Origin of the sequence: Tenacibaculum sp. MAR_2010_89 (assembly GCF_900105985.1) — a bacterium.
Classification (GTDB): Bacteria; Bacteroidota; Bacteroidia; order Flavobacteriales; family Flavobacteriaceae; genus Polaribacter; species Polaribacter halocynthiae.
On the sequence record NZ_FNUB01000005.1, the window covers coordinates 2052874 to 2078423 of the forward strand.

Sequence of the window (25550 nt, forward strand, 5' to 3'; positions counted from 1 at the left end):
TGTGTCATAATTTATAAAACCCGAACAAAATCAAATAGTAATGAAAAAAATATTAGCTTTAGTTTTTGTAGCTACTATGTTAGTAGAGTGCAGTACAGTACCAATTACAGGTAGAAAACGTTTAAATATTGTTGGAGATTCACAAGTTTTACCAGCTAGTTTTGCACAGTATAAAGGTTTTTTAGAAAAAAATAAATTATCTAAAGATGTGGCGAAATCTAATCAAATAAAAAGGGTAGGAAAAAAAATATCAGCAGCAGTTGATAGGTTTATGCGTGCTAATGGAATGACAGCTGAGGCAAATTCTTATAAATGGGAATTTAATTTAGTAGATGATAAAACTGTAAATGCTTGGTGCTTACCAGGAGGAAAAGTTGTTTTTTATACTGGAATTATGCCAATATGTGATAATGAGAATGGTGTAGCCGCAGTAATGGGGCATGAAGTAGCACATGCCTTTGCAAAGCATGGTCAAGAGCGTATGACAAGTGCTTACGGACAACAATTAGGTGGTATTGCTGTTGCTTTAGGTACTAGGAATAGTAAAAATTCTCAACTTTGGAATATGGCATACGGTATAGGCTCACAAGTAGGAATGCTATCTTTTAGTAGAACACATGAAAATGAAGCTGATAAATTAGGATTGGTGTTTATGATCATGGCTGGGTATAAAGGAGAAGAAGCAGCTGAAGTGTGGGTTCGTATGAGTCAACGTGCTGGATCAAAAAAATCACAACCAGAATTTTTAAGCACTCACCCTTCAAATGAAAGTCGTATACAAACATTAAGAGCATATTTACCTGAAGCTACAAGACTAGCAGCAAAATATAATGTGCCAGCCAAAAAGTAAGATATAATTTTTAAATATACTATATTGCAAACTGTTCGTTTAATCGAACGGTTTTTTTATTTAATAAATTATGTATAAAATAGGTAATAAGAAATTAATTAATGCTTGGGCTTTTTACGACTGGGCAAACTCAGTATATTCATTAGTAATAAGTACAGCAGTTTTTCCGTTGTATTATAGTGCAGTTACAGATGGTAAGTCAGTTCGTTTTTTAGGAATTGATTGGGAGCATCCAGATAGTTTATATAGTTATGCGTTGTCTTTTTCATTTTTAGTTGTAGCATTTATTTCTCCTATTTTATCAGGTATTGCAGATTATACAGGAAGTAAGAAAAAGTTTATGAAATTTTTCTGTTGGATGGGATCGTTATCAGTAATGAGCTTATATTTTTTTGATAGTATAGATACTGTTTGGGTAGGTATAGTTTTTACAATTTTGGCAAGTATTGGTTTTTGGGCTAGTTTGGTTTTTTACAATGCATATTTACCTGAAGTAGCATTGCCTGAACAGCAAGATAGAGCCAGTGCTAAAGGATTTATTTATGGGTATATAGGTTCTGTTATACTATTGATAATAAACTTAGTATTAATTCAAATGCCAGATTTATTTGGAATTACTTCTGGTATGGCTTCTCGTATATCATTTGTAATGGTTGGTTTATGGTGGCTAGGTTTTGCACAAATAACTTTTAAACGTTTACCAGATGATATTTATAATAAAAAACCTGAAAAGGATTATATATGGAAAGGTTTTAAAGAATTACAAAACGTGTTAAAAGAAGTAAAACAGTACCCAACATTAAAACGTTTTTTAATTTCATTTTTTTTATTAAGTATTGGTGTACAAACTATTATTTTAATGGCGGCAATTTTTGGCTCTACTGAATTAGGACTTGAACCAACCAATATGATTATTACAATTTTATTAGTGCAAATTGTTGCTATTGCAGGTGCTGCATTGTTTTCTCGTTTATCTGAAAAGTGGGGGAACATAAAAGCTTTAAAAGTAACTTTAGGAATATGGACTCTTGTTTGTTTTTGTGCTTTTTTACTAGATAAAAATCAAGAAAATGTAGGGCTCTATTTTTATGGATTAGGTGGTTTATTAGGATTGGTACAAGGAGCTATTCAATCATTAACGCGTTCTACATATTCTAAATTATTACCTGAAACTGAAGATCATGCTACTTATTTTAGTTTTTATGATGTTACTGAAAAAATAGCAATTGTGTTAGGTACATTTGTATATGGTTTCTTATATGCAAAAACAAATTCAATGCAATGGAGTGTATTGTGTTTAGCTGTTTTCTTCTTAGCGTCATTTATTATTTTAAGCACTTTAAAGAAAACGAAGTACGTTTCATAATAGTACATATATATTTAATGGTTTTTTAAGGTATAGTAGGTTTCCGTAGTATACTTTATTTTGACAAAATCTATTTTTTTAAGTAATCAAACTCCTTTATAATATATAAGGAGTTTGATTCGTAGTTAATACAATTTATTTCATTTTTTTATGAATTCAATTGCACCTTCTGAAATAATAATTAAAGGAGCTAAAACAAATAATCTGAAAAATATTTCATTGAGGATTCCACATAACAAATTTATTGTGGTTAGTGGAGTATCTGGGTCAGGTAAATCAAGTCTAATTTCTGAAATAATAGCTAAAGAAGGTCAACGTAGGTACTTTGAAACATTACCATCTTTTGCAAGGCAGTTTTTAGGAAAGTTGAAAAGACCTGATGTAGATGAAATAGAAGGACTTTCCCCTGTTATTTTTATTGGACAGCAAACTGCAGGAATGCATGCACGTTCTACAGTAGGTACTATATCAGATATTTATGATTTGTTACGGTTGTTATTTGCAAGAACTGGTATTGGAACTGAAAATGTTGTATTGTCTCGTGCTCTTTTTTCGTTTAATTCTGAAGTTGGAAAGTGTAAACGTTGCAACGGAATAGGAAAAGAGGAACAAATTGATTTAAATAGCTTAATTACTTTTCCAAAAAGAACAATTAGAGAAGGTGCATTAGCTCCAACATTACCAAATGGGTATATTATGTACTCTCAAGTAACGATTGATGTACTTAATCATGTATGCAATTCTGAAGGGTTTAATGTAGATATTCCATGGAATGAATTAACAAAAAAACAGCAAGATGTTATTTTATATGGTAGTACTAAAATAAAAGTACCTTTTGGAAAGCATAGCCTCGAGTCTCGTTTAAAATGGACAGGTATCAAGGCTAAACCTCGTGAAGAAGGTTATTACAAAGGAATGATTCCGATTATGTCGGATATTTTAAAAAGAGATAGAAATGCTAATATTCTTAAATATGTACATGCTGTAATTTGTGAGGATTGTAATGGTAATCGATTAAATAAAACGGCTTTAAATGTATGTGTTCATGGAAAGTCAATTGCAGAAATTGTTACTTTAGAATTGACTAAGCTTAAATCATGGATAAAGACTAATTCTTGGGGTGATATAGCTACTGAAATTATAAAAAAAATTGAATCTCAAGTTAGTTTATTGGAAGATTTAGGATTGGGACATTTAACTATTGATCGTTCATCATTTTCACTTCGTTCAAGTGAAATTCAACGTATTCGAGTAGCAAATCAAATTTTAACACCTTTGAGTAATGTTCTTTATATTTTTGATGAGCCTTCAATTGGATTACACAAAGAAGAAAATGAAAAATTGATTTACCATTTCAAACAATTGGTAAAAAAAGGAAATACAGTTATTGTAGTAGAGCATAATTTAAATACAATTACTAATGCTGATCATATTATAGAAGTTGGACCCAAAGCCGGAATTAATGGTGGTGAACTTGTTTTTAATGGTTCATTTTTAGAATTTATAAAGCAGAAAACATTAAAAGATGTTAGCCCAACATTCAGAGCTATAAATAAGAATTATTTACAGTTAGATTCAAAGAAAAAAACTAGTACAGATTTTATACATCTAATAGGGTGTTATGAAAGAAATTTAAAGGACATAGATGTTAAATTTCAATTGGGAAAATTGAATGTTGTTAGTGGTAAGTCGGGTTCAGGAAAAGCTAGTTTAGTAAAAGAAACTTTAATCAAAGTTATTGAAGGAAAGCTAGGGAATAAAAGTCAAAAATTGCCAAAATTAGAAAGCTATAAAAATATTGATAGTATTGATAAACTAGTTTATATTGATCATACTCCAATAGGAAAAACACCACGAAGTAATCCTGCTACTTATTTAGGTCTCTCTGATCATATTCGTGATATCTATGCAAAGCAGCCTGAATCAAAATTATTAGGATTTACCAAATCTCGTTTTTCATTTAATAACAAAGGGGGGAGGTGTGAAGTTTGTCAAGGTGCAGGAAAAACTCAAATAGGTATGCATTTTTTAGGTACTATTGATTTAATATGTGGTACCTGTAATGGTGATCGATTTAATAAAGAAACACTTCAAGTAACATATAATGGATTATCAATTGCCGATATTTATAGGTTATCGGTTAACGATGCTTTAAAATTTTTTGAAGGCCATAAAAAGATAACTCAAGGACTTGAAACACTAAAAGAAATTGGGCTTGGATATTTAACTTTAGGACATTCATCAACAACTCTTTCTGGAGGAGAGGCTCAGCGTATTAAAATTGCAAATCAGTTACAGAAAAAAGATACAGGTAATACATTATATGTTATAATTGAGCCAAGTATTGGTTTACATCAAGATGATATTGAATCACTTCTTAATTTATTTAAAGCTATTCAGAACAAGGGGAATACTATAGTTTGTGTTGAACAAAATCAAACAATTATAAGTGTTAGTGATTGGCATATTGAATTAGGACCTATTGGAGGTGTTAATGGTGGGAACATTCTTCATCAAGGTATTCCAAATCGTAATGAGGAATCACGATATAATACAATCAATAATCAAATAGAAGAAACGGTTATTTCTAATGATATAGTGTTGAAAGGTGTAACAACTAACGGACTTAAAAATATAGATGTTCGTATTCCTAAAAATCAGTTAACTGTTGTAACTGGAGTTTCTGGAAGTGGAAAGTCATCTTTGGTATATGATACATTATTTGCTGAATCAAATGCTCGATTTACGGAATCATTGTCTACATATAATAGAAGTTTTTTAAAACAAAACAGTAATGCTGAGTTGGAATCTTTTTCAGGTTTAGGTCCAGCAATTGGAGTAAATAGAAGAGGGGGGACTACTACAAAGAGATCTACTGTTGGAACATTGTCAGGAATTCATGACGCATTTAGATTATTGTACTCTAGAATAGCCCAGTATGAAGAAAAAATATATACAGCTCAACATTTTTCTTTTAATCATCATTTAGGAGCGTGTCCAAGTTGTGAAGGAATTGGTGTGAAGCTGAAATGTAATCCTGATGAAATAATTATTTTTCCTGAAAAGTCAATATTTGAAGGAGCAATTTCTACCAATAAAGCAATAGCTTATTATTCGGATGTAAATGGTCAGTTTATGGCAATTCTTAATGAAGTTGCCAAACAAAATAAATGGAATTTACAACTTCCTTGGGAAGATTTGGATGCTGAGATTAAGAATGTAATTCTTTATGGAACAGGGGAAGAGGTGTGGAGTCTCACTTGGAATTTTAAAACTAAATCAAGATCAGGAACGCAAGAATTAAATGCTAAATGGTTAGGGTTATGCAATTATATTGATAGTGAATACCAAAGAAAAATTCATAATAAAAACAAGAAAAATTTAGAAGATTTATTACATGAGGTTGAATGTTATACATGTAAAGGAAGTCGGTTAAAAAATGAATTATTGCATGTAAAATTCCAAGGTAAAAATATTTATGAAATATCAAAACAGAACATCGTATCTTGTTATGAATTGATTGAAAGTATACCTTCTAATCTTGATAAGGTTATACTGGAAATTAGTAAAGTAGTTTTACCAGCTGTAAAAAAATCGTTAAGAACTATTATAGATTTAGGATTGGGTTATTTAAGTTTAGATAGATCGGTAACAACACTTTCAGGAGGAGAGCGTCAACGTATTACTTTAGCAGGTCAATTATCGAGCCATTTATATGGAGTAACTTATGTGTTGGATGAACCAACAATAGGACTAGATGATAAGCAAGTTACAGTTTTATCAAAAGTATTAAAAAAAATTGTAGCCAATGGAAATACTGTTGTAGTTGTAGAACATGATATTTCATTCATTAAAAAAACGGATTATATTATAGAAATGGGACCAGGAGCAGGTAGATTTGGAGGTGAAATAATATATCAAGGAAAGATTAATGGTATTAATAAAGTAAAGCAATCAATTACTAGAAGGTTATTTGAGTTAGATGAAAATATTATAGAAAAAGTATTTAATGAAAAAGGTAAGCCTTTTGAAATAAAAGGAGCTTTTGCTAATAATCTTAAAAAAATAGATGTAAAATTTTATTCAGGACAGGTAATAGCACTTACTGGTGTTTCTGGAAGTGGAAAATCTAGTCTAGTTAAAGAGGTATTATTTAACTCTTGGTTGAAAAAGAAACCAGTTAATTGTTATTCGTTACACGGGTTAAATCAATTTGAAGATGTATTATTAATTGATCAGGAAATTCTGGTGCAAAATAGATTAGGTACCCCAGTAGTATACACTGGGATAATTGAGAGTTTAAAAAAGATATATTCAAGTACTGAGTTGGCTAAAAAAGAGGGGGTAAAAAAAGCAGATTTCTCTTATCAAAGTAAAAAAGGAAAATGTGAAACTTGCGCTGGGCATGGTAAGGTAAAAACCAGTATGGATTTTATGAGTGATATATGGCTTTTATGCGATACTTGTAAAGGTTTACGTTACAATGATGCTATTCTAGCATGTAAGTATAAAGAGCATTCAATTGGTGAAGTGTTAAAAATGACTGTAGTTGAAGCAATCGATTTTTTTAAAACTGAAGAAATTATTTTGAAGCAATTACATATTTTGAAGAAAGTAGGAGTAGGGCATATAGTTTTAGGGCAATCTGGAAATACATTATCAGGAGGAGAATCTCAACGGTTAAAACTAGGAGTATCTATGATGCAAAAAAAGAAAGTAAAAACCTTATATCTTTTTGATGAGCCAAGTACTGGCCTTCATTATTTTGATAATTTACAATTAATAAGTGTTTTTCAATCGTTAATTAATAATGGAGATACCGTATTATTTATTGAACATAATAAAACTCTAATTAATTCTGCGGATAAAGTAATTAAATTAGGGCCTGGTAGTGGAGAAAAAGGAGGGATAGTGATCGATTAATATTTTTTTTAAACTATTAGTATTTAAGTAAGTTACTAGCTTAAGATAATGAGCTTCGTTCAATTTTCTCCATACGAGTGTATAAAATTTGTTCATTTACATGTAAAAGATTAATAAGGTTAAGCGCTGTAAATATAGCAAGTCCAATAGTTCCTTCTTCATCATTATTAAACTCAATTTGTAGTTCAACATTATTGGTGTGATCATCATTTGATACTCCATCAGGATCATTCCAAGTACCTGTAACATTCATTTCTGTTACTGCCTTAAGAAAAGATAATGAGTCACTTTTACTTTTGGGTAACATGATTGTTAGTATTTCTTTCTGATTACGTTTTAAATCAACGTTAATAGTAATATCTCCATATAAAGATACATAAAGCATATCTTCAACTTTTTTAAGTAGCGTTTCTCCTTTTATTGATCTTTGCTGAACAGCTATAGAATTTAATCCCATTTTTGGAGGGTTTAATAGTAATCCAGATTCTTCTAAATTAGATCTATTGATTTTTTGATACTTACCTATAAAGTCACTTAACGTTTTACTATTATAGCCTATGTTTTTGATTCTAGTTAGGCGTTTTTTAATGTTTTCAAAGTTGCTTTTTTGTTCATGTAAACTATGTCTTTCACATGTAAGAAATATGATTTGATCAATTAGCCAATCTTTATCTTTTTTCTCTAATTCTAATCGAATTTTCGCTTCTAATTCTGGAAATATATCGTTTTGAGCCTTTTTTATAATATTATTTATGCTATCCATTTGATCTATTTAGTATTGTTTTAAGAGTTTTTACTTTAACCTGTATGATACAGAGATTATTAGAATATCAATTATTAATTTATTGAGGTAATAGATTTTATTTGTGTCTAATTCTTTTAAATTCTGTAAAGGTTTATTAATAACAAACATGTGTATTTGTTAAGAGTTTAATAAGTAATTTTACTCGTTTCTTGTGTTTAGATATTCTTTTATTTCTTTTCTTAAATTTCCAATTTTTTTCTTTCTATTTTGAGAGGCACGGTATCTATCTGATTTACCAACTCCTATTTTCCATAAATAGCTTTTCAATAAATTCCTTTCTGTTTTTTTTAGCACTAAAGGTAATTTTATTCCAACTAAGTTATAAGTTGTATCATATTTAAAATTTGGGGCAATAAATTGATTTATCCTATGAAAGTAGTTAGGCATAAATTTATATTCACTATGCTCTTCGTTAAATTTTCTAGCTAATTCATAGTCGACTTCATATAGATTTATAATTTTACTTCTAAGACTATCACTTTTAATAGTCTCCAAACCTTTAGATTTTAAAGATTCATATCCAGATTTGTTTTGAACAACTATGCTCTCTCTGGAAAAAAGATAATAGAACATTACTAAAGAATCATTTTTAATAGTTTTTCCATCAATGATGTCACTAAAATAGTTTAAGCCTCTAAAGGCAACTTTGAAATATTGCTCATCATTTGCAATATCTATGCTATCACGCTCTAAACCGTTATAAATTTCTTTAAGAATTTTATTTTCTGCAATATTATTTTTTCTTTCATCATTCCACCTGTCTAGCAAAAAGGCTAAAGTAACAGCTAGAAAAATAGAAAGGAATTCAAATAAGTATTTATTCCATTTTTTGAATTTAATTCGACTTTTCAATTTCAAGATTTGTGTTTTTATATTTGTTACTCTGGTAATTGTTTTAATAATTTTTATTACCCTATGTTTAGATGTTTTGTATTCCAATCTAAAGACTTATTAAAAATCAATAATTTTAAATTTTCAAGTTTTTTTGATTTCTTTATATCTGGGGTTTGTTTTTCCAAAACATTGATTAGTTTTTTCATTTCTTTTAATTTAACCATTGTAAAGTGTTCATTCCATATAACTGCTGTTCCAAATTTTACAATTCCATCAATATGATTATTCTCTATTGCTTTTTTTAAATTTTTCCAATCAGATTCAATTGTCATAAGATGACTTTTCTTTCTGTTATTAGACCAGAATAAGAATGATATGTATATTCCGATCAATATAATAAAGGTTAATAAAATAACAATATCTCCTTCCATAGTAGCTTTTTATTTTTTGAATGATTTTTCCAAAATAGTAAATTTAAGTATAAAAATATGTAGTTAAAAAAGAAAACGATTAACTGTTTATTTTAATTACCCTTAATTCATTTCATTTTTTCCTCAATTCATTTCATAGCTATTTCAAAAACAACCTTCTGAAGGTACTTTTGAAGTGTTATTAATTTTGAATTACTATTATTATGAAAACCATAGCAACATTTTTATTCATTTTTATTTGTTCAATTAGTTTTGGACAAACGTTTACAGGAAAAATAGTTGATAAACAAAACTTACCTATTTCATTTGCGAATATTATATTAAAAAACAAAGCAGATAATTCACTTATTACAGGTGTGATTTCTAACGAAAATGGAAAGTTTTCTATCAACTCAAAAAAGGAAAATGTGTATTTAGAAATTAGTTTTGTAGGTTTTATTACAAAAAAAATATATCCTACAAAATCGAGTATCGGAACAGTCGTTTTAAATGAGGAAGGACAACAACTACAAGAAGTAGTAATAACTGCTCGTAAAAAACTCATTGAACAAAAAGTAGATAGATTGGTTTTTAATATAGAGAATACAGTGGCTGGAACAGGAGGAACTGCCCTTGATGCATTAAAAACAACACCAAGTGTAAATGTAGATACAGATAAATTAGCTATTGTAGGTAAGGGAAATGTAAGAGTAATGGTAAATGATAGAATTATTCAATTATCAGGAAGTGAACTAAATGCTTATTTGGGTACCATTGCGTCAGATGATATTAAAAATATAGAAGTGATTACAACACCTCCGTCGAAATATGATGCAGAAGGTAATAGTGGACTTATTAACATAGTTTTAAAAAAATCAAAAGAAAATAGCTGGAATAATCAATTAAGAACGTCTTATACGCAAGCAACATACGCTTTACTTAATGTTGGAAACACATTTAATTACAATAAAAACAAAGTAAGTTTAATTGCTTCTTTAAATGGAACTAAAGGACATACAGCGCAATTTAATCAATTTGATATTATTTATCCTTCAGCTTCAACAGTATCAAATCTTGACATGAAAAATAAAGAAAATGTAATATCAGGTAGGTTAGGTTTAGATTACAGTTTAACAGATAATGTTACTGTAGGAGTTTTATACTCAGGCTCGTTTGAAGATAAAGCTATAAAAGATGGTGGAAGAACATTAATAAATGATGGAAATGGAACCTATACAGTTAATGAAGGTAATGCAGATACGAATAACAAAAACCATTCAATAAATGCTCATTACATCCAAAAATTAGATACTCTAGGTAGAAAGCTATCTATTGATGTTGATTATTTTAATTATAATAATTCTTCTAATAGAGTTTTTAGCAGTGAACAATTTATTACAAATCAAAGCTATTTTGAAGCGAAAAACAGTATAAATCAAAATATTAAAAATTATAGCGGGAGAATAGATATAGAGTACCCAAGTAAGTGGGCGAATTTTTCATACGGAGTTAAAACAACATTTACTAAAACAGATAGCGATGTAGCTTTTTACAATACTACTACTGGTACACCTGTTTTTGATTCAACGCAAAGCAATACATTTATGTATTCTGAAAACATAAATGCATTATATGCAGATATGTCTAAACCATTAAGTGAAAAATGGCAATTAAAAATGGGACTTCGTTTTGAAAATACTAGAACAAAAGGAGTTTCAAAAACAAATAGTCAAACTGATATTAACTCGTATAACAAACTATTTCCATCAGTTTTTTTAGGGTACAATCCTAGTAGAACAAACATGTTTAATTTGAGTTATAGTAGAAGAATTCAACGACCTAGTTTTGAGCGTTTAAATCCATTTCGTTTTTATATTAATCCTATTTCATATCAAGAAGGGAATCCATTTTTAAAACCGCAAATTTCTGAAAATTTTGAATTAAAGCATATTTACAAAGGAAAATTGATAAGTAAAGCATTTGTAAGCTATGTTGATAACGGTTATTTTAATATTATTAAGGCTGAAGATGGGGTACAGCAAAGAATAGTTGTAACATTTGATAATTTTTATACAGCTTATAATTACGGGATAACAGAAACTTTTATATACAATCCAACAAAATGGTGGAATACAACAACTCAAGCAGCTTTATCAAAAATGGATACCCGTTATAAAGATGGATTTAATTTAGACGCTAAGTTATTAAGTGGATGGAACTTTCAATTTTATAATAGAAATACGTTCCATTTAAATGAAGCAAAAACTGTACAAGCAGAAGCTACATTTATTTATGCTTCTCCACAAAAATTAATGTATTTTTCAACAACTGAAATGGTTAACTTAGATTTAGGATTAAAATTTTCATTACTAGATAAAAAACTAAACTGTACCCTTGCTATAAATGATATTTTAAAACAAAGAGCAACAAGTGTTAACACTAAAACAAACGGAATAAATCAAACATATTACAACTATTTTGATACGCAAAGTGTAAAAATTAGTTTAAACTATAGTTTTGGAAATAAAAAAATTAAAGTTAGGCAACGTAGTTCAGGTAACTCAGAAGAACAAAATAGAGCTAAAAAATAATAACTTATAATAAAGCGATTTAAACAATTAAATATTTTTTAAAAGCTTTTTTTTAAACTAAAAATGTATTTTGTAATTCTAAAAATTCTAAAAGAAGTGAAAATTTTCAATCAAAAAATAAATATAAAACAAGTTTTAGTAGTCATAGTATTATTGTTATTTGGTAATTCTGGTAAAATTTATTTGTTACATAATGTGCGAGTTAATAGCGATATTGATTTTTATGACTATTTCGATCACGTTTCTGTTTATCTATTCTCCTTAGTTTCGTTAATTTCTGTAATTGTTTCATGGAAAGTTATTAATAAAATAGACAGAACAAATACAATTTTAAAATTTGTAAAGGTTTATATTTTATCGTTTTTATTATTTGTTACTGTGGGAGTTATTATTGATTATGTTCTTTTAGGTATTATAATGAATAGTAAAGAGTATAATTTTATAATTAGATTTATAAATACAATGTCCGTTGCTTTTATACTTGTTGATATTTTTGCACTTACTTCAGCATTTTTATATTTCAGGCAATCTCAAAAAACAACATTAGAATTAGAACAAACAGAAAAAGAAAAGGCAGTATTACAATCTCAAATGTTACAAAAGAATCTAGAACCACATTTTTTATTTAATAATTTAAGCGTTTTATCAGGATTGGCAAGAAAAAATCCAGAACAAATAGAAGGTTTTATTGATGATTTTTCGGATGTGTATCGTTATTATTTAAACCATGGAAAAAAACAATTGGTTGAGTTAAAAGATGAGTTGTCATTCTTAATAAGTTATATGAATTTAATGGAAAAACGTTTTGGAAATACTTATCAAATTAAAAATAATATAGAAAATACTGATGGTTTTATTATTCCGTGTTCATTACAGTTGTGTGTTGAAAATGCAATAAAACATAATAAGGCAAGTGAAAAAAATCCACTATTTATTTATCTTTCATTAAAAGAAAATAGAATTGTAATAAAAAATAAACTAAATAAAGTTGATTTTACACTTGGTACAGGAACGGGAAATGATTATTTAAAACGCCAATATCAACTAAATTTTAACAAAAATGTTATTTTTACAGAAGCTGATAATGAATTTACTGTTAAAATACCGCTAATTTCTGAAGTATGAAAGTATTAATTATTGAAGACGAGTCTATTAATATCGAAATTATTACTGATCATATTCTTCGATACAATGACAAAATTGAAATAGTAACTTCGTTACAAAGTAAAGAAGAAGTAGAAAATTGGTATGAAACTAATGGACAAGTTGATTTAGTGTTTTCTGATATTGAGTTGTTAGATGGAAATGTATTTTCTTTATTGAAAACTAGTATTATTAAATGTCCAATTATTTTTACAACTGCCTATAATACTTTTTACCAAGATGCTTTTGATGTAAACGGAATAGCTTATTTATTAAAACCTATAAGCTACAATAAGTTTTGTAAAGCAATGGAAAAGTTTAATAATTTACAAAGTAAAGAAGTTGATTGGACGAAAATATCTGAAGCTATTCATGGATTGAACAATAATTACAAAGAACGTATTATTGTAAAAACTAAAACAGAATTAAAAATTTTAAGCACAAAAAATACTGGAGCAATTTTATCTAATTCAGGTAAATGTATTGCAATTGATGAAAACGGAAAAGAAAATGAATTTCGCTATAAATTATCTGATTTAATAAAAGAGTTAAATCCAAAAGAGTTTTTCCAAATTAATCGGGGAGAAATTGTAAATATCAATTTCATTGAGAAAATAGAACCTTACTTTGGAGATAGGCTGGCCGTTTCGATTAAAAAATACAAACAACATTTAATTACAAGTGCATCTTCAACAAGTGAGTTTAGAAAATGGATTGAGTAAAAACTTTTAGTTTAAGAGTTTAATTTCAGATTCATATATAATGACTTTTACTCATACTTAGATTTTTGAATATAAAAGCAAAATATTACACAAGAGATTTATAATAAAAGTGGTTTTCAAAATTATCTTCAGTAAAGTATTTAGAAGGTTTAGTACCAGAAAGTAAATAGAAATCTTTTATAAAATGACTTTGATCATAATACCCGTTATCTAAGGCTATGTGTAAATAATGAGTGTTTTTACTTAAAAGAACTTGTTTAACAGTGTTTTGTAATCGAGTAATACGTTGAAACTTTTTTGAAGTTATGCCAAAATGTTGTTTAAAATTTCGTTCAAATTGACGATAACTTAAATTGGTATTGCAAGCTAATTCTTGTAAATTAATAGTGTTGAAGTTTTTATATAAAGAAGTAATAACTCCATCCCAATTAGTGGTCTCCTTAATTTGATATTTTGATAATTTTGATATTAAAAATTGTTCAATCAATTGTATTTTATCATTAATTTCTGATGTTTCTTGTAGTTTACTTATAAGTGTTTTACCAGAGTTTTTCCATAAATTTTCAACCGACAAATAACTATTTATAATTTCTGTGTGCCCTAAAGGACTAAAGTGCCTAAATGCACCACTTTTAAATCTTACAGCAATGTAATTTACCTTAGAATTAGTATTTATTTTTAAGTGTTCTCTGGGGCAAAGAATATGTGCTTGACTTAAAGTTTGGTTATTAATATTGAATGATTCGTTTATGTGAAAAAGTAATTCTAATCCTGTACCAGGTAAAATTAATGGAAGTTTTTCAAATTGTTTACAAATAAAATACCTATCAACATAAGATGATAGGTTTTTTGATGGTTTGTAATATTTTTTATTCACGTTTATTTTTAATAAATATTAATGATAGGCTCTTTACTTAGTAAAGAAGAAATATCATTTAAAAAAGCATTAAAATGAAAAGATGTATTGTGTAGTTTTACTGCTTTTTCATTTTGATATTTCTCATAAAATAAAAAGCTACTTTTATTATAAACGTCATTTAATAATTGATAGGTAATACATCCTTCTTCTTGATTGCTTGTTTTTACCATTTCACTAGCTAGTTTTAAAAAGGTAGCTATTTGATTTTCTTTTACTGTTATTTGTGCTATTATAATTTTTTCCATGAGTCAAAAATAATTTAGCAATAAAAGAAAGCATAGTAAAAAAACGACATTGATTAAAAAAGTTAATTAATTTTCTTTTGCCTTTATAAAATCTGAAATTAAATAACTAATAAATTTACCAACTTGTACAGCAGCTGTAGGCTCGTTTTTAACGCTAGGTGCACCTTCACATATATGAATATAAGAAGCATTGTTGTTTTTAGCAAAACTATAAACAAACTGCCTTGTTTGCTGAGGCGTAAAACCAGTAGGCGTCATAGCACTACTAGGAAAATGTTGCACGCAATCTAAATCTATTTCAATACCAAAAGGTTTATTGTCAATAAAACTTTTAGCTCGTTGTAATTCATTTTTAAAATTAGCTATAGCGTATACTTCTAATTCTTCAAATGTATTATATTCTAGTTTCATGTTATTATGGATCATGTCAAAAACATATTGAGGTGTATAGTTTTCATGCAAACCAAACATAAAATACTTATCGAGATAATTTTCGTGTAAAGCATATGAAAAACCATTACCACTGTGACGTTCTTCTAAACGGCGTAAATCAGTGTGTGCATCTAAATTAATAACATTTACAGCTTGTTTACTAGCTTCTGACAGTCCTTTGATATTCCCAAATGCATTGTTATGGCCACCTCCAATTATAATAGGTGTCTTACCACATTCAATAATTAACTGTACAATGTTAGATACTTCTTTGTCAATTTTTTTAACTAGTAAATCACCTTTTTCTCTATCATCGCTATCAAAATTTATGACATCATCTAAGCAATCTAAATATCCTAAAACGAGTATTTTATTTCCGTCAATAAATTGATTTTGCTGAGTGTTTAAAAAAGCTTTTATAGCAGGAATAAACGATGTATGTGCACCACCATTACCATCATTCATACGAACACCAATATCTTCTGGTATACCAAGAATAACAAAATTAGTTGGTGAATCATTTAATTCATCTCTTAATGTTTTTTTTGAATTAATTACTGAAACACATTCTCCTAGTTTAGTTTCACCATTTCTAGTATTAGTGAAATTAGCAATTGCTTGTTGTGTAAAAAGATGTAACATTTTTATATTTTTTCACCGTTAATATATACAGAATCGATTAAGTTAGAACCGAAACTATAAGGTATAAAACCATATGAAGGAATTTCTTTAGTAATAATAAAGTTTGCTTTTTTACCTTTAGTAATACTTCCTACTTTATCTGCTAAATTCATAGCGTAAGCACCATTAATAGTTGCTGCATTAATAGCCTCTTCTGGAGTCATTTTCATTTTAATACATGCTGTAGCTACAACAAAATTCATGTTTCCAGAAGGTGTTGATCCTGGATTAAAATCAGTAGCTAAAGCTAATGGAAGATTGGCATTTATAATATCACGAGCTGGTGTATAAGGAATACTTAAAAAATAAGAACATGAAGGTAGTGCTACTGGCATTGTTTCTGATCCTTGAAGAGCTTCAATATCTTCAGTATTCATTACCTCTAAGTGGTCAACAGATATTGCATTCTGTTTTACACTCATTGCTACACCCCCTATTGTTGTAAATTGATTAACATGTACTTTAGGGGTTAATCCGTATATTTTTGCAGCAGTTAAAACTCTATCGGTATCTTCAACTGAGAAATAACCAGTTTCACAAAAAGCATCAACAAATTCAGCTAAGTTTTCTTCAGCAATTTTAGGTAACATTTCATTAATAATTAAATTAATGTAGCCTTCTTTATTGTTTTTATATTCTGATGGAAAAGCATGAGCGCCTAAAAAGGTAGCTTTAATAGGTAGTTTATAATTTTCCTTTAATTTTTTAATTACACGAAGCATCTTTAGCTCAGCATCAACTGTTAATCCGTAGCCAGATTTTATTTCAACAGCTCCAGTACCTAAAGCGATAACTTCTTCTAAACGTTTTGAAGATTGTTTGTAAAGGTCTTCTTCTGAAGTAGATTGTAGTTTTTTAGCAGAATTTAAAATACCTCCACCATTATTGGCTATTTCTTCGTAGCTTAAACCATTAATTCTATCAACAAATTCTTGTTCTCGATTACCTGCATATACAATGTGAGTATGTGAATCACACCAAGTTGGTAAAATCATTTTTCCTTCACAATCAATAATATTATCAGCAGAAGAAGGAATATTTTCCATATTTCCATAATCAATAATGATATCATTTTCAATAAGTAAGAAGGCTTTTTTTAAAGTAGGTAAAACATTCATGTCTTTACCTGCTACTTTTTTTACACTGTTTTCACGTATCTGTATTAATTCCTTGATGTTTATTAATAAAGTTGTCATAGGTAGTTTCAAATTTTACTAGACAAACTTACATTAAAAAGTACAAATTATGATATGTTTTTTTGATAACTAGACACTATTTTTTGTAATTTTAATTAAAAGTTACTTTCTGTTTTTTTATAAAAAAAGAAACTTATAAACCCTTAGATGGTTTATAAGCTTCGGAAAAATTAAAACATACCATTATTATGAGCCATTTTTTTTGGAGTCTCTTGAATAACATCCCAGTGCTCAACAATTTTAGCATTTTCTAACCTGAATAAATCATAAAAGGCATGAGGTTTATTATGCCATTCTCCTTCACTTATAGTTAACACAAAATTACCTTCACCTAAAATTTTATGAACTTTCTTGTATACAAACATGTCATTTTGAGAAACTAAATAATCAATAGCTTTTCCAAGCCCGTCTAATCCGTCTGCAATATTTGTATTATGTTGATAGTATTTTTCAGTACTAATATAGTTAGTTATTTTATTAGGATTATTACCAAATAAAACATCATTAATAAAATTTTCTACAATTTTTTTGTTATCCTGAGTTTTATTTAGGTCGGTAATTTCAGTCATTCCATCAAATTGACTTCTTCCACTTGTTGTTGTTTTAACAATAGGAGACACCGCATCCCAATGTTCGGTAACTTTTTCCTCATCTATTTTCCAAACATCAAAAGTAACTACTTCTTTGGCACCAAAAGCTTCAGCATTATTATAAGTATTATGCATTACAATATAGTTGTTGTCTTGTAGCATACGATGTGTTTTACTGGTAGTACCTGCTTTTTTTAGTATCGGTAAAAACTCGAGTACAGGCCCAATGCCAGTAGGAATATTAGGGTTATGTTGAATGTAATTTTTTGAAAAATATTTTTTAATACCTTCTTCATTATAGGTACTAAAAAAAGCTTCTTGAGCTTTTTTTGCTGTGTTTTTTAAATTTTTACTCTCCATTTTTTTTGTTTTTTTAGAATTTGAATTTGATTCTTTAACTGTATTGCAACCAATTATAAGTACTAAGAAAATAGTAGATAAAATTATAGATATAGTTCTCATTTTGTATAATTATTTATAGTTAATAATTGATTGCAAAGATGAGATGACTTCGTTGTTAAGAAGCTATAGAAAAACTTCTAAAAACTGTAAAAATGGGAAAGTTACTTGTTTTTACTTCTAAAGAGATCAGGTGATAGGTTAGTTTTACGTTTAAAGTATTTGTAGAAATTTGTACTTTCTTCAAATCCAGAAAGATAAGCTACTTTTTTTATAGGGTATTCAGTGTTTAATAATAAACGTTTGATTTGTTTAATGTAGATATTATCAATGAATTTTTTGGCAGATTGATTAACAATACTTTTTGTGATAGTATTTAAGGTTTTTGTAGAGATACCCATCTCTTGAGCATAATAGTTAACTTTAGAATGTTTTATCACACTTTTTTCTACTAATTTTTGTAGTAGAATAAAATCATTTAAGTATTTTTTATTTTTGACTATCTGGTTGTTTTTTGATTTTATTCTATATAATTGAGTGATAAGAATATGAAGTAAACTTCTAATAATGCTTAAAGAATAACTATCGCTAATAGATAAATATTCATTCTGAATTTTTAAAATAATTTCGTTAATATCATTCAATTCCTTCTCTGTTAATTGTATTTTAGGATTACCTAATAATTCATTAAAGAGCTGTATAGTTTTTTGATTCTCTATTTCTTCAAGATAAGTTACCAGAAAATTATCTGTAAAGAGAAGTAAATTACCTTTTACATTTTCATTAACATGGAATTTATGAATTTGATCTTTTCTAATAGTTAGTAAAGTTCCTTTTTGATAATCATAATCTGTAAAATCTATGGTGTGTTTTCCTGAATCTTGTTGTACTAGAACTATCATATAAAATTCAACTATTTGTAATTCTCTAATTGAATTGTCTAAATCTTCTCTTTTAAATAAATCTTCAAGTTGAAGTATATCAAATTCCGAATTAGGATTTTGTTGATTATTAAATTTTATATGAATAGGAAGCTTTTCCATTACACAATAGTAGTATAATTGTTTTAAAATTAAATACAACTACAATTATTTAATCTTGATTTTTATGATTATAACTTATGTGAAAAATACCCATAAGATAGTTTTTATATTTAAATTTTAAATTTTCTTTGCCTTTTGGCCTCAAAAGTTAATATAGCAGCTGCTACAGATACATTCATAGAGTCTATTTCTCCTTGCATTGGGATGTTAATATTTTGAGTTGCTACGTCTCTCCAAATTTGAGTAAGTCCTGTTGCTTCGGTTCCAACAGCTATGGCTGTAGGTTTGGTATAATCATTTTTATGATACTCATTTGAATTTTGAAGAGTAGCGCTATAAATATGTATGTTTTTATTCTTCAAAAAATTAGAAACATCTTCAGAGCTACCAACCGCTATTTGATTTGTAAATAAACACCCTACACTAGATCGAATAATATTTGGATTAAACATATCAGTTTTAGGATTAGCTATAAAAACAGCGTCTAATTTTGCGGCATCTGCAGTTCGTAACATTGCTCCTAAATTTCCAGGTTTTTCAATTCCTTCCAGTACTAAAATAAGTGGAGTAGGAGTGTTAAATTCAATGTTATCTAACTTAAACTCTTTTGTTTTTACTACTGCGATTACTCCTTCAGTAGAATCTCTATAAGCTAGTTTTTGATATACCTCTTTTGTTATTTCTATATATTTTGAAGTAGGTATATTTAATAGTATAGCTTTTTCTTTAGAAAAAACTTCAGCTACAAATAAAATAGAGTCTATTTCATAATTTCCTTTAAGAACTAAAGAAATTTCACGTTGGCCTTCTACTAAAAAAAGCCCTTTTTTCTTTCGTTCACGTGATTTATCTTGTAATTTTAATAGATCTTTTATGTATGAATTCTGTATACTACTAATTATTTTCATTTTGCAAAAATACTATTATGTTTTATAAAAAAAAACGCTATTTTTTTTAAGAAATAGCGTTTTTAAGGGGAGGGACAATAGTTAATTTTTATATTTATTCGTATAGCGTTTCCAAAGTTTTGTTTGATGTGTTTCCAAACTTAACTTTCTTCCTTGAATAAATGCATTTAAGAGTATATTTCCTCTCATGTCTAATGCATCACCTTCTGAGATAAATAATGTAGCATCTTTACCAACTTCTAAACTACCAGTAAATTTGTCAATACCTAGAATTTTAGCATTATTTAATGTAATTAGTTGTAAAGCTTGTTCTTTTGTTAATCCGTAAGCAGCATAAGTACCAGCATAAAAAGGCAAATTTCTTGTACTCATGCGTTCCATACTACCATTCATTCCTAAACCTACTAATAAACCAGCATCAGTTAATGTTTTAGCAGAACGAAAAGGTAAATCATAATCTTCGTCTTCACTTGAAGGTAAACGATGTGCTCTTTCTATAACAACTGGAATATTATTCGATTTTAATAAAGGAGCTACTTTTTCAGCTTCAGCGCCCCCAACGATAACTATGTTTTTTATAGTAAGTTCATGAAATAAATTAATAGCATCAGTTATTCTATTTTTACCGTTTACATGAATAAAAACTTTCTGTGTTCCTTTAAATACATTTTTAAGGGCTTCATAAGGTAAGTTTTTATTAGTTTTTTTACTGTTTAAATACCTTTTTGCTTTAAAAAAATATTCTTTAATTTTTGTAATGTTTTTTACATAATTTTTATTTGGTTTTAAAGCAGGATCTTCTCCTAACCACCAACGACCTCTACTAAAATTACTAGGCCAATTTAAATGGATAGCGTCATCAGTTTTAATGCTCGCATCTTCCCAATTCCATGCATCAAATTGTACTACTGACGATGTACCAGATATACTACCACCTCTCGGAGTAACTTGTGCCATTAAAACTCCATTTGGTCGCATGGTTTCTATAATTTTACTTTCCGTATTATACGCTATGATAGTTCTTATATGTGGTAGCATACTACCAACTTCGTCATAATCTTTAGTAGCACGTACAGCATCAATTTCAGCTAACCCTAACGAGCTATTTGCAGCAATAAAGCCAGGGTATACATGCTTTCCTTTTGCTTTAATTACTGTTCCTGTTCTAGCTATTCTTGTATTGGCACTACCAACAAAAGAAATTTTTCCTTTAGAAAACATAATTAATGAGTTTTCTATTATTTGTCCATTTCCTAAATGAGCTGTAGCACCTTCTATAGAGTAGTCATTTGTTTGTTTAGGAGCTGGAGTTTGTTGAGCAAGTATATTCCCTATGAATAAGAAATAAACTAAACTATATAAAATGGTGTTTTTCATGAGTTGTCTTTTAAAATTCTTATTCAGTATCACAGTGAAATAATTTTTTAGTTTTTTTAACTGGGGCTTGTGTTTTAGCTCCTTTAATTTTTTCTTTTAACATCATATTAATAAGTTTAGAGCGCTCTGCTTTTATAGCATTACGTTTTGCTAGGTCTTGTTTAATGTCAAAATAAATAGCTCCGTCAATAATTGTTTTTTCAGCTTTAGCATAAATAGATAAAGGATTTCCACTCCACAATACCACATCGGCATCTTTTCCTACTTTAATACTTCCAGTTCGATCATCTAAATGTAATAATTTAGCAGGGTTAATGGTAATCATGCTCCAAGCTTCTTGTTCAGTCATACCTCCGTATTTGATAGTTTTTGCAGCTTCTTGATTTAACCTTCTTGACATTTCTGCATCATCAGAGTTAATTGCAACTGTAATACCTTGTTTATGCATTATTGCTGCATTGTAAGGAATTGCATCGTTAACTTCATATTTATATGCCCACCAGTCAGAAAAAGTAGAACCACCAACACCATGTTTTTTCATTTTATCAGCAACTTTATATCCTTCTAAAATATGTGTAAACGTATTAATGTTAAAATTGAATTTTTCTGCAACTTTCATTAACATATTTATTTCTGATTGTACATATGAATGACAAGAGATAAAACGTTTTTTATTAATAATTTCGGCTAATGTTTCTAACTCAATATCCTTACGGTAAGGCTTTCCACTTTTCTTTTTAGTATCATATTCTTTAGCTCTTTGAAAATAATCAATATAAACTTGTTCAACTCCCATTCGTGTTTGAGGAAATCTAACAGTGTTATTATCTCCCCAATTGGATTGCTTTACATTTTCACCTAAGGCAAACTTGATGAATTTTGGAGAATTTTTGTAAATTAATCCATCTGCATTCTCTCCCCATTTTAATTTTAATATTGCAGAACGTCCGCCAATAGGGTTTGCAGAACCGTGTAATATTTGAATTGATGTTACACCACCTGCTAAGTTTCTATAAATATTAACATCACTAGGATCAACAACATCTTCAATCGTAACTTCGGCTGATGAATTGTGTCCTGCTTCATTTATTGCAGAAGCAGCAATATGAGAATGTTCATCTATAATTCCTGCTGTTAAATACTTACCTGTTCCATCAATTACTTTGGTATTTCTAGCATTAATATTAGTACCAATTTTAGTTATTTTTCCATTAGAAATTAAAACATCAGTATTATTTAATACTTTTTGATTATCAGAAGTCCAAACAGTAGTGTTTTTAATTAAAATAGACTCTTGTTGTGGTATGTTATAGTTTCCATAACCAATATTAGGATAACTAATAGAAACTACTTCATTGGCTTTTTTATCTTTCTTCTTTTTTCCTTCTTTCTTTTTCTCTTCCTTCTTTACTTTTTTAGAAGCAGACCATTCTATATCATTACCATTATTATCAACTCCATTTCCTTGCATAAGGTTTGCTGAGTTAGTAATTCTACCAGAAAGCCTAGTGAAATTTCCATTGTCATTTAAAGTAATTTGAATCCAATCATTTTTAAATGAAAACTTACCATTTATTTTAGTTTTTTCTTGTTTAAATGTAGCTTTTTGTTTTGTACCCTTACCCGTAATTGTCATGGTATAGTTTTTACCATTAGCGTATAACATATATTCACCAGTAATATCTTTAATGTCCATAGGAGTAACACTATTTTTATTTCCTTGCACCCAATTTTCATAAAGTGTGGTTTTAGAATCAAAAATATCACCAGAAGTAATTAGGAAGTTAGCATAACTTCCTTTATTTAAGTTACCTATGCTGTTGTTGTTAAGTATTTTTGAAGGTATTGTAGTTAAAGCTTCTAAAGCTGTTGTTTTATCTAATCCATACAAAATAGCTTTTTGTAAGTTCGTAGAAAATCCTTTAATGCTTTTAAGTTTATAAGTAGTTAAGGCAAAGGGAACATTGTTTTTAGCTAAAATGCTTGGGTTAGAAGGTTCTTGATTCCATTTGCGCATATCACTTAAAGCTATTTTATTAGCTAAAGCAATGTTACTAACATCATACGCTTTTCTAAAGTTAATTGGTATAATAAATGTAGCGTTTGTCTTTTTTATATCGTTAACGCGTTCATATTCGTCTCCACCACCTACAATAGTGTATTGAATACCAAATTCATCTCCAATTTTGTCAGCACGTAAACTATTGAGGTAATCTCCAGCTCTAAAAATTTGAGGTAAATCTTTTTTGTTATTTAAAGCTTCTAAGGCTAAGTCAGAGTTTTTTGCATTTCCATTAGCGTACCAATTAGCATCTAAATAAGTTTGTCTTAATAAAGCCATAGCTCCCATACGAGAAGATGGATATGATTGACGTGATTTACTACTTTTAGAAAAAGATAAATAATTAGCTGACTTTTTATTCAGTATTCTATATGCATCAGAACTATTAGAATTTAAAGCTATTAACACCCCATTTCCTTGCATGATTCCATCATCACTATGTGAGTTTACAACACCGAAACCTGCATTTAAAAGCTCTTTAGCTTTTTTACTGTCATATTTAAATTGATTAAAAGCATCTGTGTCAGGACGGATATGATCGTTCCAGTAATAGCCTTTTCTATTAGCATCATATTGTGGACGCCTGCTAAAGTTATTGTTTCTTTTTGCTTTTTTTACACCAAAATTAGCATATACATCAATAAATGAAGGGTAAATTGATTTTCCTTTTAAATTAATAATTTGAGCATCTTTAGGTATGCTTACAGATTTACCAACATTTAATACTTTACCATCTTTAATAAGTAAAGTTCCTTTTTTTATAACTTGTTTAGGAGTAACATAGATAGTTGCATTTTTTAAGGCGATTAAACTACTTTTTGTAGTTTTAACTCCTTTATTGGTAGGGAAGTATTCTTGTGCTTTAATGTGTGAAATACACAAGCAGAATAATAGTATGAAAATTTTTTTCATTATGTTAAAGTTGAATTAGTTCTTAAATGTATTGATTTCTTAAATCTTAAAATTTTGTTTAACAAAATATTAAGATTATTTTAAGATTAGTTTTCCCATTTTTTCATGGCCAGATAGCCATGCTGTATTTTGATTTACAAATTGGATAGCATAAAAAGATTCATCGCTTAATTTTTTCCAATTTAGGCCTCCATCATTTGAAAAAGAAATACCTGTTTTTCCTACTGCTATAATTTCTTTACCTTTTGAATTAGGAACGTATTGAATGCAGCTTTTATAATTAGGTTCTTGGTTGTCTGCTACAAGAGTCCATGTTTTACCACCATCTGAGGTAATTGCTTTGTTAGCACAATTATCATTTGAATTTGAATAATCTCCACCAATAGTAATTCCATGTAATTCATCATAGAAATCAACAGAATACATGCCTTGTGGCCCATTACCTTGTACAATAGGCGTATCATATATGTTCCAAGTGTTACCTTTATCTGTAGATTTTAACACACGAGCTTTTTTCCCCCCAGAAACTATCCATACAGTATTGTTTACAATTTTAATATTTGTATTACTAGCAGCAAAAAATGCTTCACCATCTTCAAAAACTGGAAGTTTTGAGCATGGTATTTTTTTCCAGGTAGTTCCTCCATTTGAAGTAATAATTATTGAAGGACAATTTTCTGTAGGATCTCCAACTGCAATTCCGTTTTTACCATCAGGGAAAAACTGTAATGCATCGTAAAATACTTTTGGATGTTCTTCTTTATATACTATTTTAGTTTCATTAGCATTAATTTTATATAATAACGCAGGATTAGCTATAGATAAAGCAAAAATATTTTCTTTATTCACAGCAATACTTCTAAAATGTGGAGTTATAGAATCATTGTAAATAATTTTATTAAAACTCCAATTCTTTCCTCCATCTTCCGTTTTACCTATGTTTCCTTTTGAATCAGCAAAAATCACATTGTTATTATCAATAGCTTTTATTGCCCTTATACTTGAGCTATCTATTTTAAAAGTTGTAATATCTGCGTTATTAATTTTTCTAGGTTGGTATTCTTTTTTGCAAGAAATAAATATAATTGCGACTAAAAAAAAGAGTTCGATTCGTTTCATTTTTAATATTTTTACAGAACTAA

Annotated in this window: 19 protein-coding genes; 6 read left to right on the forward strand and 13 right to left on the reverse strand. The window is 28.5% G+C overall.

The features are described 5' to 3' along the window. The first annotated feature begins 40 nt into the window (after positions 1-40). The 3 genes from BLV71_RS12435 to BLV71_RS12445 all read left to right on the forward strand — a co-directional run bounded on the left by BLV71_RS12435 (position 41) and on the right by BLV71_RS12445 (position 7139). On the forward strand, positions 41-850 hold the full coding sequence (locus BLV71_RS12435; protein ID WP_093870864.1) for a M48 family metallopeptidase: 810 nt from the start codon (positions 41-43) through the stop codon (positions 848-850). 70 nt (positions 851-920) lie between these two features. Then, positions 921-2216: an MFS transporter gene (locus BLV71_RS12440; protein WP_093870865.1), complete on the forward strand. Its 1296-nt coding sequence runs from the start codon at positions 921-923 to the stop codon at positions 2214-2216. Positions 2217-2366: 150 nt separating this feature from the next. Continuing rightward, positions 2367-7139, forward strand: a complete 4773-nt coding sequence (locus tag BLV71_RS12445; RefSeq protein ID WP_093870866.1) for an excinuclease ABC subunit UvrA — start codon at positions 2367-2369, stop codon at positions 7137-7139. A 40-nt stretch (positions 7140-7179) separates the two neighbouring features. On the opposite strand, the gene BLV71_RS12450 is transcribed toward BLV71_RS12445, so the two are convergent. The 3 genes from BLV71_RS12450 to BLV71_RS12460 form a co-directional block, all read right to left on the reverse strand. Further along, complete coding sequence (locus BLV71_RS12450; protein WP_093870867.1) at positions 7180-7902, reverse strand: hypothetical protein; 723 nt, start codon at positions 7900-7902, stop codon at positions 7180-7182. A 180-nt stretch (positions 7903-8082) separates the two neighbouring features. After that, on the reverse strand, positions 8083-8802 hold the full coding sequence (locus tag BLV71_RS12455; RefSeq protein ID WP_143032787.1) for a hypothetical protein: 720 nt from the start codon (positions 8800-8802) through the stop codon (positions 8083-8085). A 50-nt stretch (positions 8803-8852) separates the two neighbouring features. Then, positions 8853-9209 (reverse strand): hypothetical protein, encoded by a 357-nt coding sequence (locus BLV71_RS12460; RefSeq protein ID WP_093870869.1) that lies wholly within the window; start codon positions 9207-9209, stop codon positions 8853-8855. A gap of 203 nt (positions 9210-9412) precedes the next feature. On the opposite strand from BLV71_RS12460, the gene BLV71_RS12465 reads away from it, so the two are divergent. The 3 genes from BLV71_RS12465 to BLV71_RS12475 all read left to right on the forward strand — a co-directional run bounded on the left by BLV71_RS12465 (position 9413) and on the right by BLV71_RS12475 (position 13644). Next, positions 9413-11779 (forward strand): TonB-dependent receptor, encoded by a 2367-nt coding sequence (locus tag BLV71_RS12465; protein WP_093870870.1) that lies wholly within the window; start codon positions 9413-9415, stop codon positions 11777-11779. A gap of 63 nt (positions 11780-11842) precedes the next feature. Next, positions 11843-12904, forward strand: coding sequence for a sensor histidine kinase (locus BLV71_RS12470; protein ID WP_093870871.1), 1062 nt, complete (start codon positions 11843-11845; stop codon positions 12902-12904). Next, positions 12901-13644 (forward strand): LytR/AlgR family response regulator transcription factor, encoded by a 744-nt coding sequence (locus BLV71_RS12475; RefSeq protein WP_093870872.1) that lies wholly within the window; start codon positions 12901-12903, stop codon positions 13642-13644. Before BLV71_RS12470 ends, BLV71_RS12475 begins: the two co-directional genes overlap by 4 nt. Positions 13645-13729: 85 nt before the next feature. On the opposite strand, the gene BLV71_RS12480 is transcribed toward BLV71_RS12475, so the two are convergent. From BLV71_RS12480 to BLV71_RS12525, 10 genes are all read right to left on the reverse strand, one after another. Continuing rightward, positions 13730-14521: a helix-turn-helix domain-containing protein gene (locus BLV71_RS12480; RefSeq protein WP_176974400.1), complete on the reverse strand. Its 792-nt coding sequence runs from the start codon at positions 14519-14521 to the stop codon at positions 13730-13732. An 8-nt stretch (positions 14522-14529) separates the two neighbouring features. After that, positions 14530-14808, reverse strand: coding sequence for a putative quinol monooxygenase (locus BLV71_RS12485; protein WP_093870874.1), 279 nt, complete (start codon positions 14806-14808; stop codon positions 14530-14532). Between the two features lie 66 nt (positions 14809-14874). Continuing rightward, a complete protein-coding gene (locus BLV71_RS12490; protein WP_093870875.1) occupies positions 14875-15882 on the reverse strand; it encodes a formimidoylglutamase in 1008 nt (335 codons plus the stop codon). 2 nt (positions 15883-15884) lie between these two features. After that, positions 15885-17117, reverse strand: coding sequence for an imidazolonepropionase (gene hutI / locus BLV71_RS12495; RefSeq protein WP_093870876.1), 1233 nt, complete (start codon positions 17115-17117; stop codon positions 15885-15887). Between the two features lie 170 nt (positions 17118-17287). Continuing rightward, complete coding sequence (locus BLV71_RS12500; protein WP_093870877.1) at positions 17288-18169, reverse strand: hypothetical protein; 882 nt, start codon at positions 18167-18169, stop codon at positions 17288-17290. Positions 18170-18270: 101 nt separating this feature from the next. After that, positions 18271-19149, reverse strand: a complete 879-nt coding sequence (locus tag BLV71_RS12505) for an AraC family transcriptional regulator (RefSeq protein WP_093870878.1) — start codon at positions 19147-19149, stop codon at positions 18271-18273. A gap of 110 nt (positions 19150-19259) precedes the next feature. After that, the gene (locus BLV71_RS12510; protein ID WP_093870879.1) at positions 19260-20057 is read right to left on the reverse strand and encodes a TrmH family RNA methyltransferase; all 798 of its coding nucleotides are present in this window, start codon (positions 20055-20057) and stop codon (positions 19260-19262) included. 81 nt (positions 20058-20138) lie between these two features. Continuing rightward, positions 20139-21434, reverse strand: coding sequence for an amidohydrolase family protein (locus BLV71_RS12515; protein WP_093870880.1), 1296 nt, complete (start codon positions 21432-21434; stop codon positions 20139-20141). Between the two features lie 19 nt (positions 21435-21453). Then, entirely contained in the window at positions 21454-24408 is a 2955-nt protein-coding gene (locus BLV71_RS12520) for an amidohydrolase family protein (RefSeq protein WP_093870881.1), read from the reverse strand. A 75-nt stretch (positions 24409-24483) separates the two neighbouring features. Further along, the gene (locus BLV71_RS12525; RefSeq protein ID WP_093870882.1) at positions 24484-25527 is read right to left on the reverse strand and encodes a WD40/YVTN/BNR-like repeat-containing protein; all 1044 of its coding nucleotides are present in this window, start codon (positions 25525-25527) and stop codon (positions 24484-24486) included. Positions 25528-25550: the final 23 nt, after the last annotated feature.

Bases quoted from the DNA above. Each gene is read 5' to 3' on its own strand.
- BLV71_RS12435 (WP_093870864.1), top strand. From the start codon at position 41: ATGAAAAAAATATTAGCTTTAGTTTTTGTAGCTACTATGTTAGTAGAG.
- BLV71_RS12440 (WP_093870865.1), top strand. From the start codon at position 921: ATGTATAAAATAGGTAATAAGAAATTAATTAATGCTTGGGCTTTTTAC.
- BLV71_RS12445 (WP_093870866.1), top strand. From the start codon at position 2,367: ATGAATTCAATTGCACCTTCTGAAATAATAATTAAAGGAGCTAAAACA.
- BLV71_RS12450 (WP_093870867.1), bottom strand. From the start codon at position 7,902: ATGGATAGCATAAATAATATTATAAAAAAGGCTCAAAACGATATATTT.
- BLV71_RS12460 (WP_093870869.1), bottom strand. From the start codon at position 9,209: ATGGAAGGAGATATTGTTATTTTATTAACCTTTATTATATTGATCGGA.
- BLV71_RS12465 (WP_093870870.1), top strand. From the start codon at position 9,413: ATGAAAACCATAGCAACATTTTTATTCATTTTTATTTGTTCAATTAGT.
- BLV71_RS12470 (WP_093870871.1), top strand. From the start codon at position 11,843: ATGTATTTTGTAATTCTAAAAATTCTAAAAGAAGTGAAAATTTTCAAT.
- BLV71_RS12475 (WP_093870872.1), top strand. From the start codon at position 12,901: ATGAAAGTATTAATTATTGAAGACGAGTCTATTAATATCGAAATTATT.
- BLV71_RS12485 (WP_093870874.1), bottom strand. From the start codon at position 14,808: ATGGAAAAAATTATAATAGCACAAATAACAGTAAAAGAAAATCAAATA.
- BLV71_RS12490 (WP_093870875.1), bottom strand. From the start codon at position 15,882: ATGTTACATCTTTTTACACAACAAGCAATTGCTAATTTCACTAATACT.
- hutI (WP_093870876.1), bottom strand. From the start codon at position 17,117: ATGACAACTTTATTAATAAACATCAAGGAATTAATACAGATACGTGAA.
- BLV71_RS12500 (WP_093870877.1), bottom strand. From the start codon at position 18,169: ATGAGAACTATATCTATAATTTTATCTACTATTTTCTTAGTACTTATA.
- BLV71_RS12505 (WP_093870878.1), bottom strand. From the start codon at position 19,149: ATGGAAAAGCTTCCTATTCATATAAAATTTAATAATCAACAAAATCCT.
- BLV71_RS12510 (WP_093870879.1), bottom strand. From the start codon at position 20,057: ATGAAAATAATTAGTAGTATACAGAATTCATACATAAAAGATCTATTA.
- BLV71_RS12515 (WP_093870880.1), bottom strand. From the start codon at position 21,434: ATGAAAAACACCATTTTATATAGTTTAGTTTATTTCTTATTCATAGGG.
- BLV71_RS12520 (WP_093870881.1), bottom strand. From the start codon at position 24,408: ATGAAAAAAATTTTCATACTATTATTCTGCTTGTGTATTTCACACATT.
- BLV71_RS12525 (WP_093870882.1), bottom strand. From the start codon at position 25,527: ATGAAACGAATCGAACTCTTTTTTTTAGTCGCAATTATATTTATTTCT.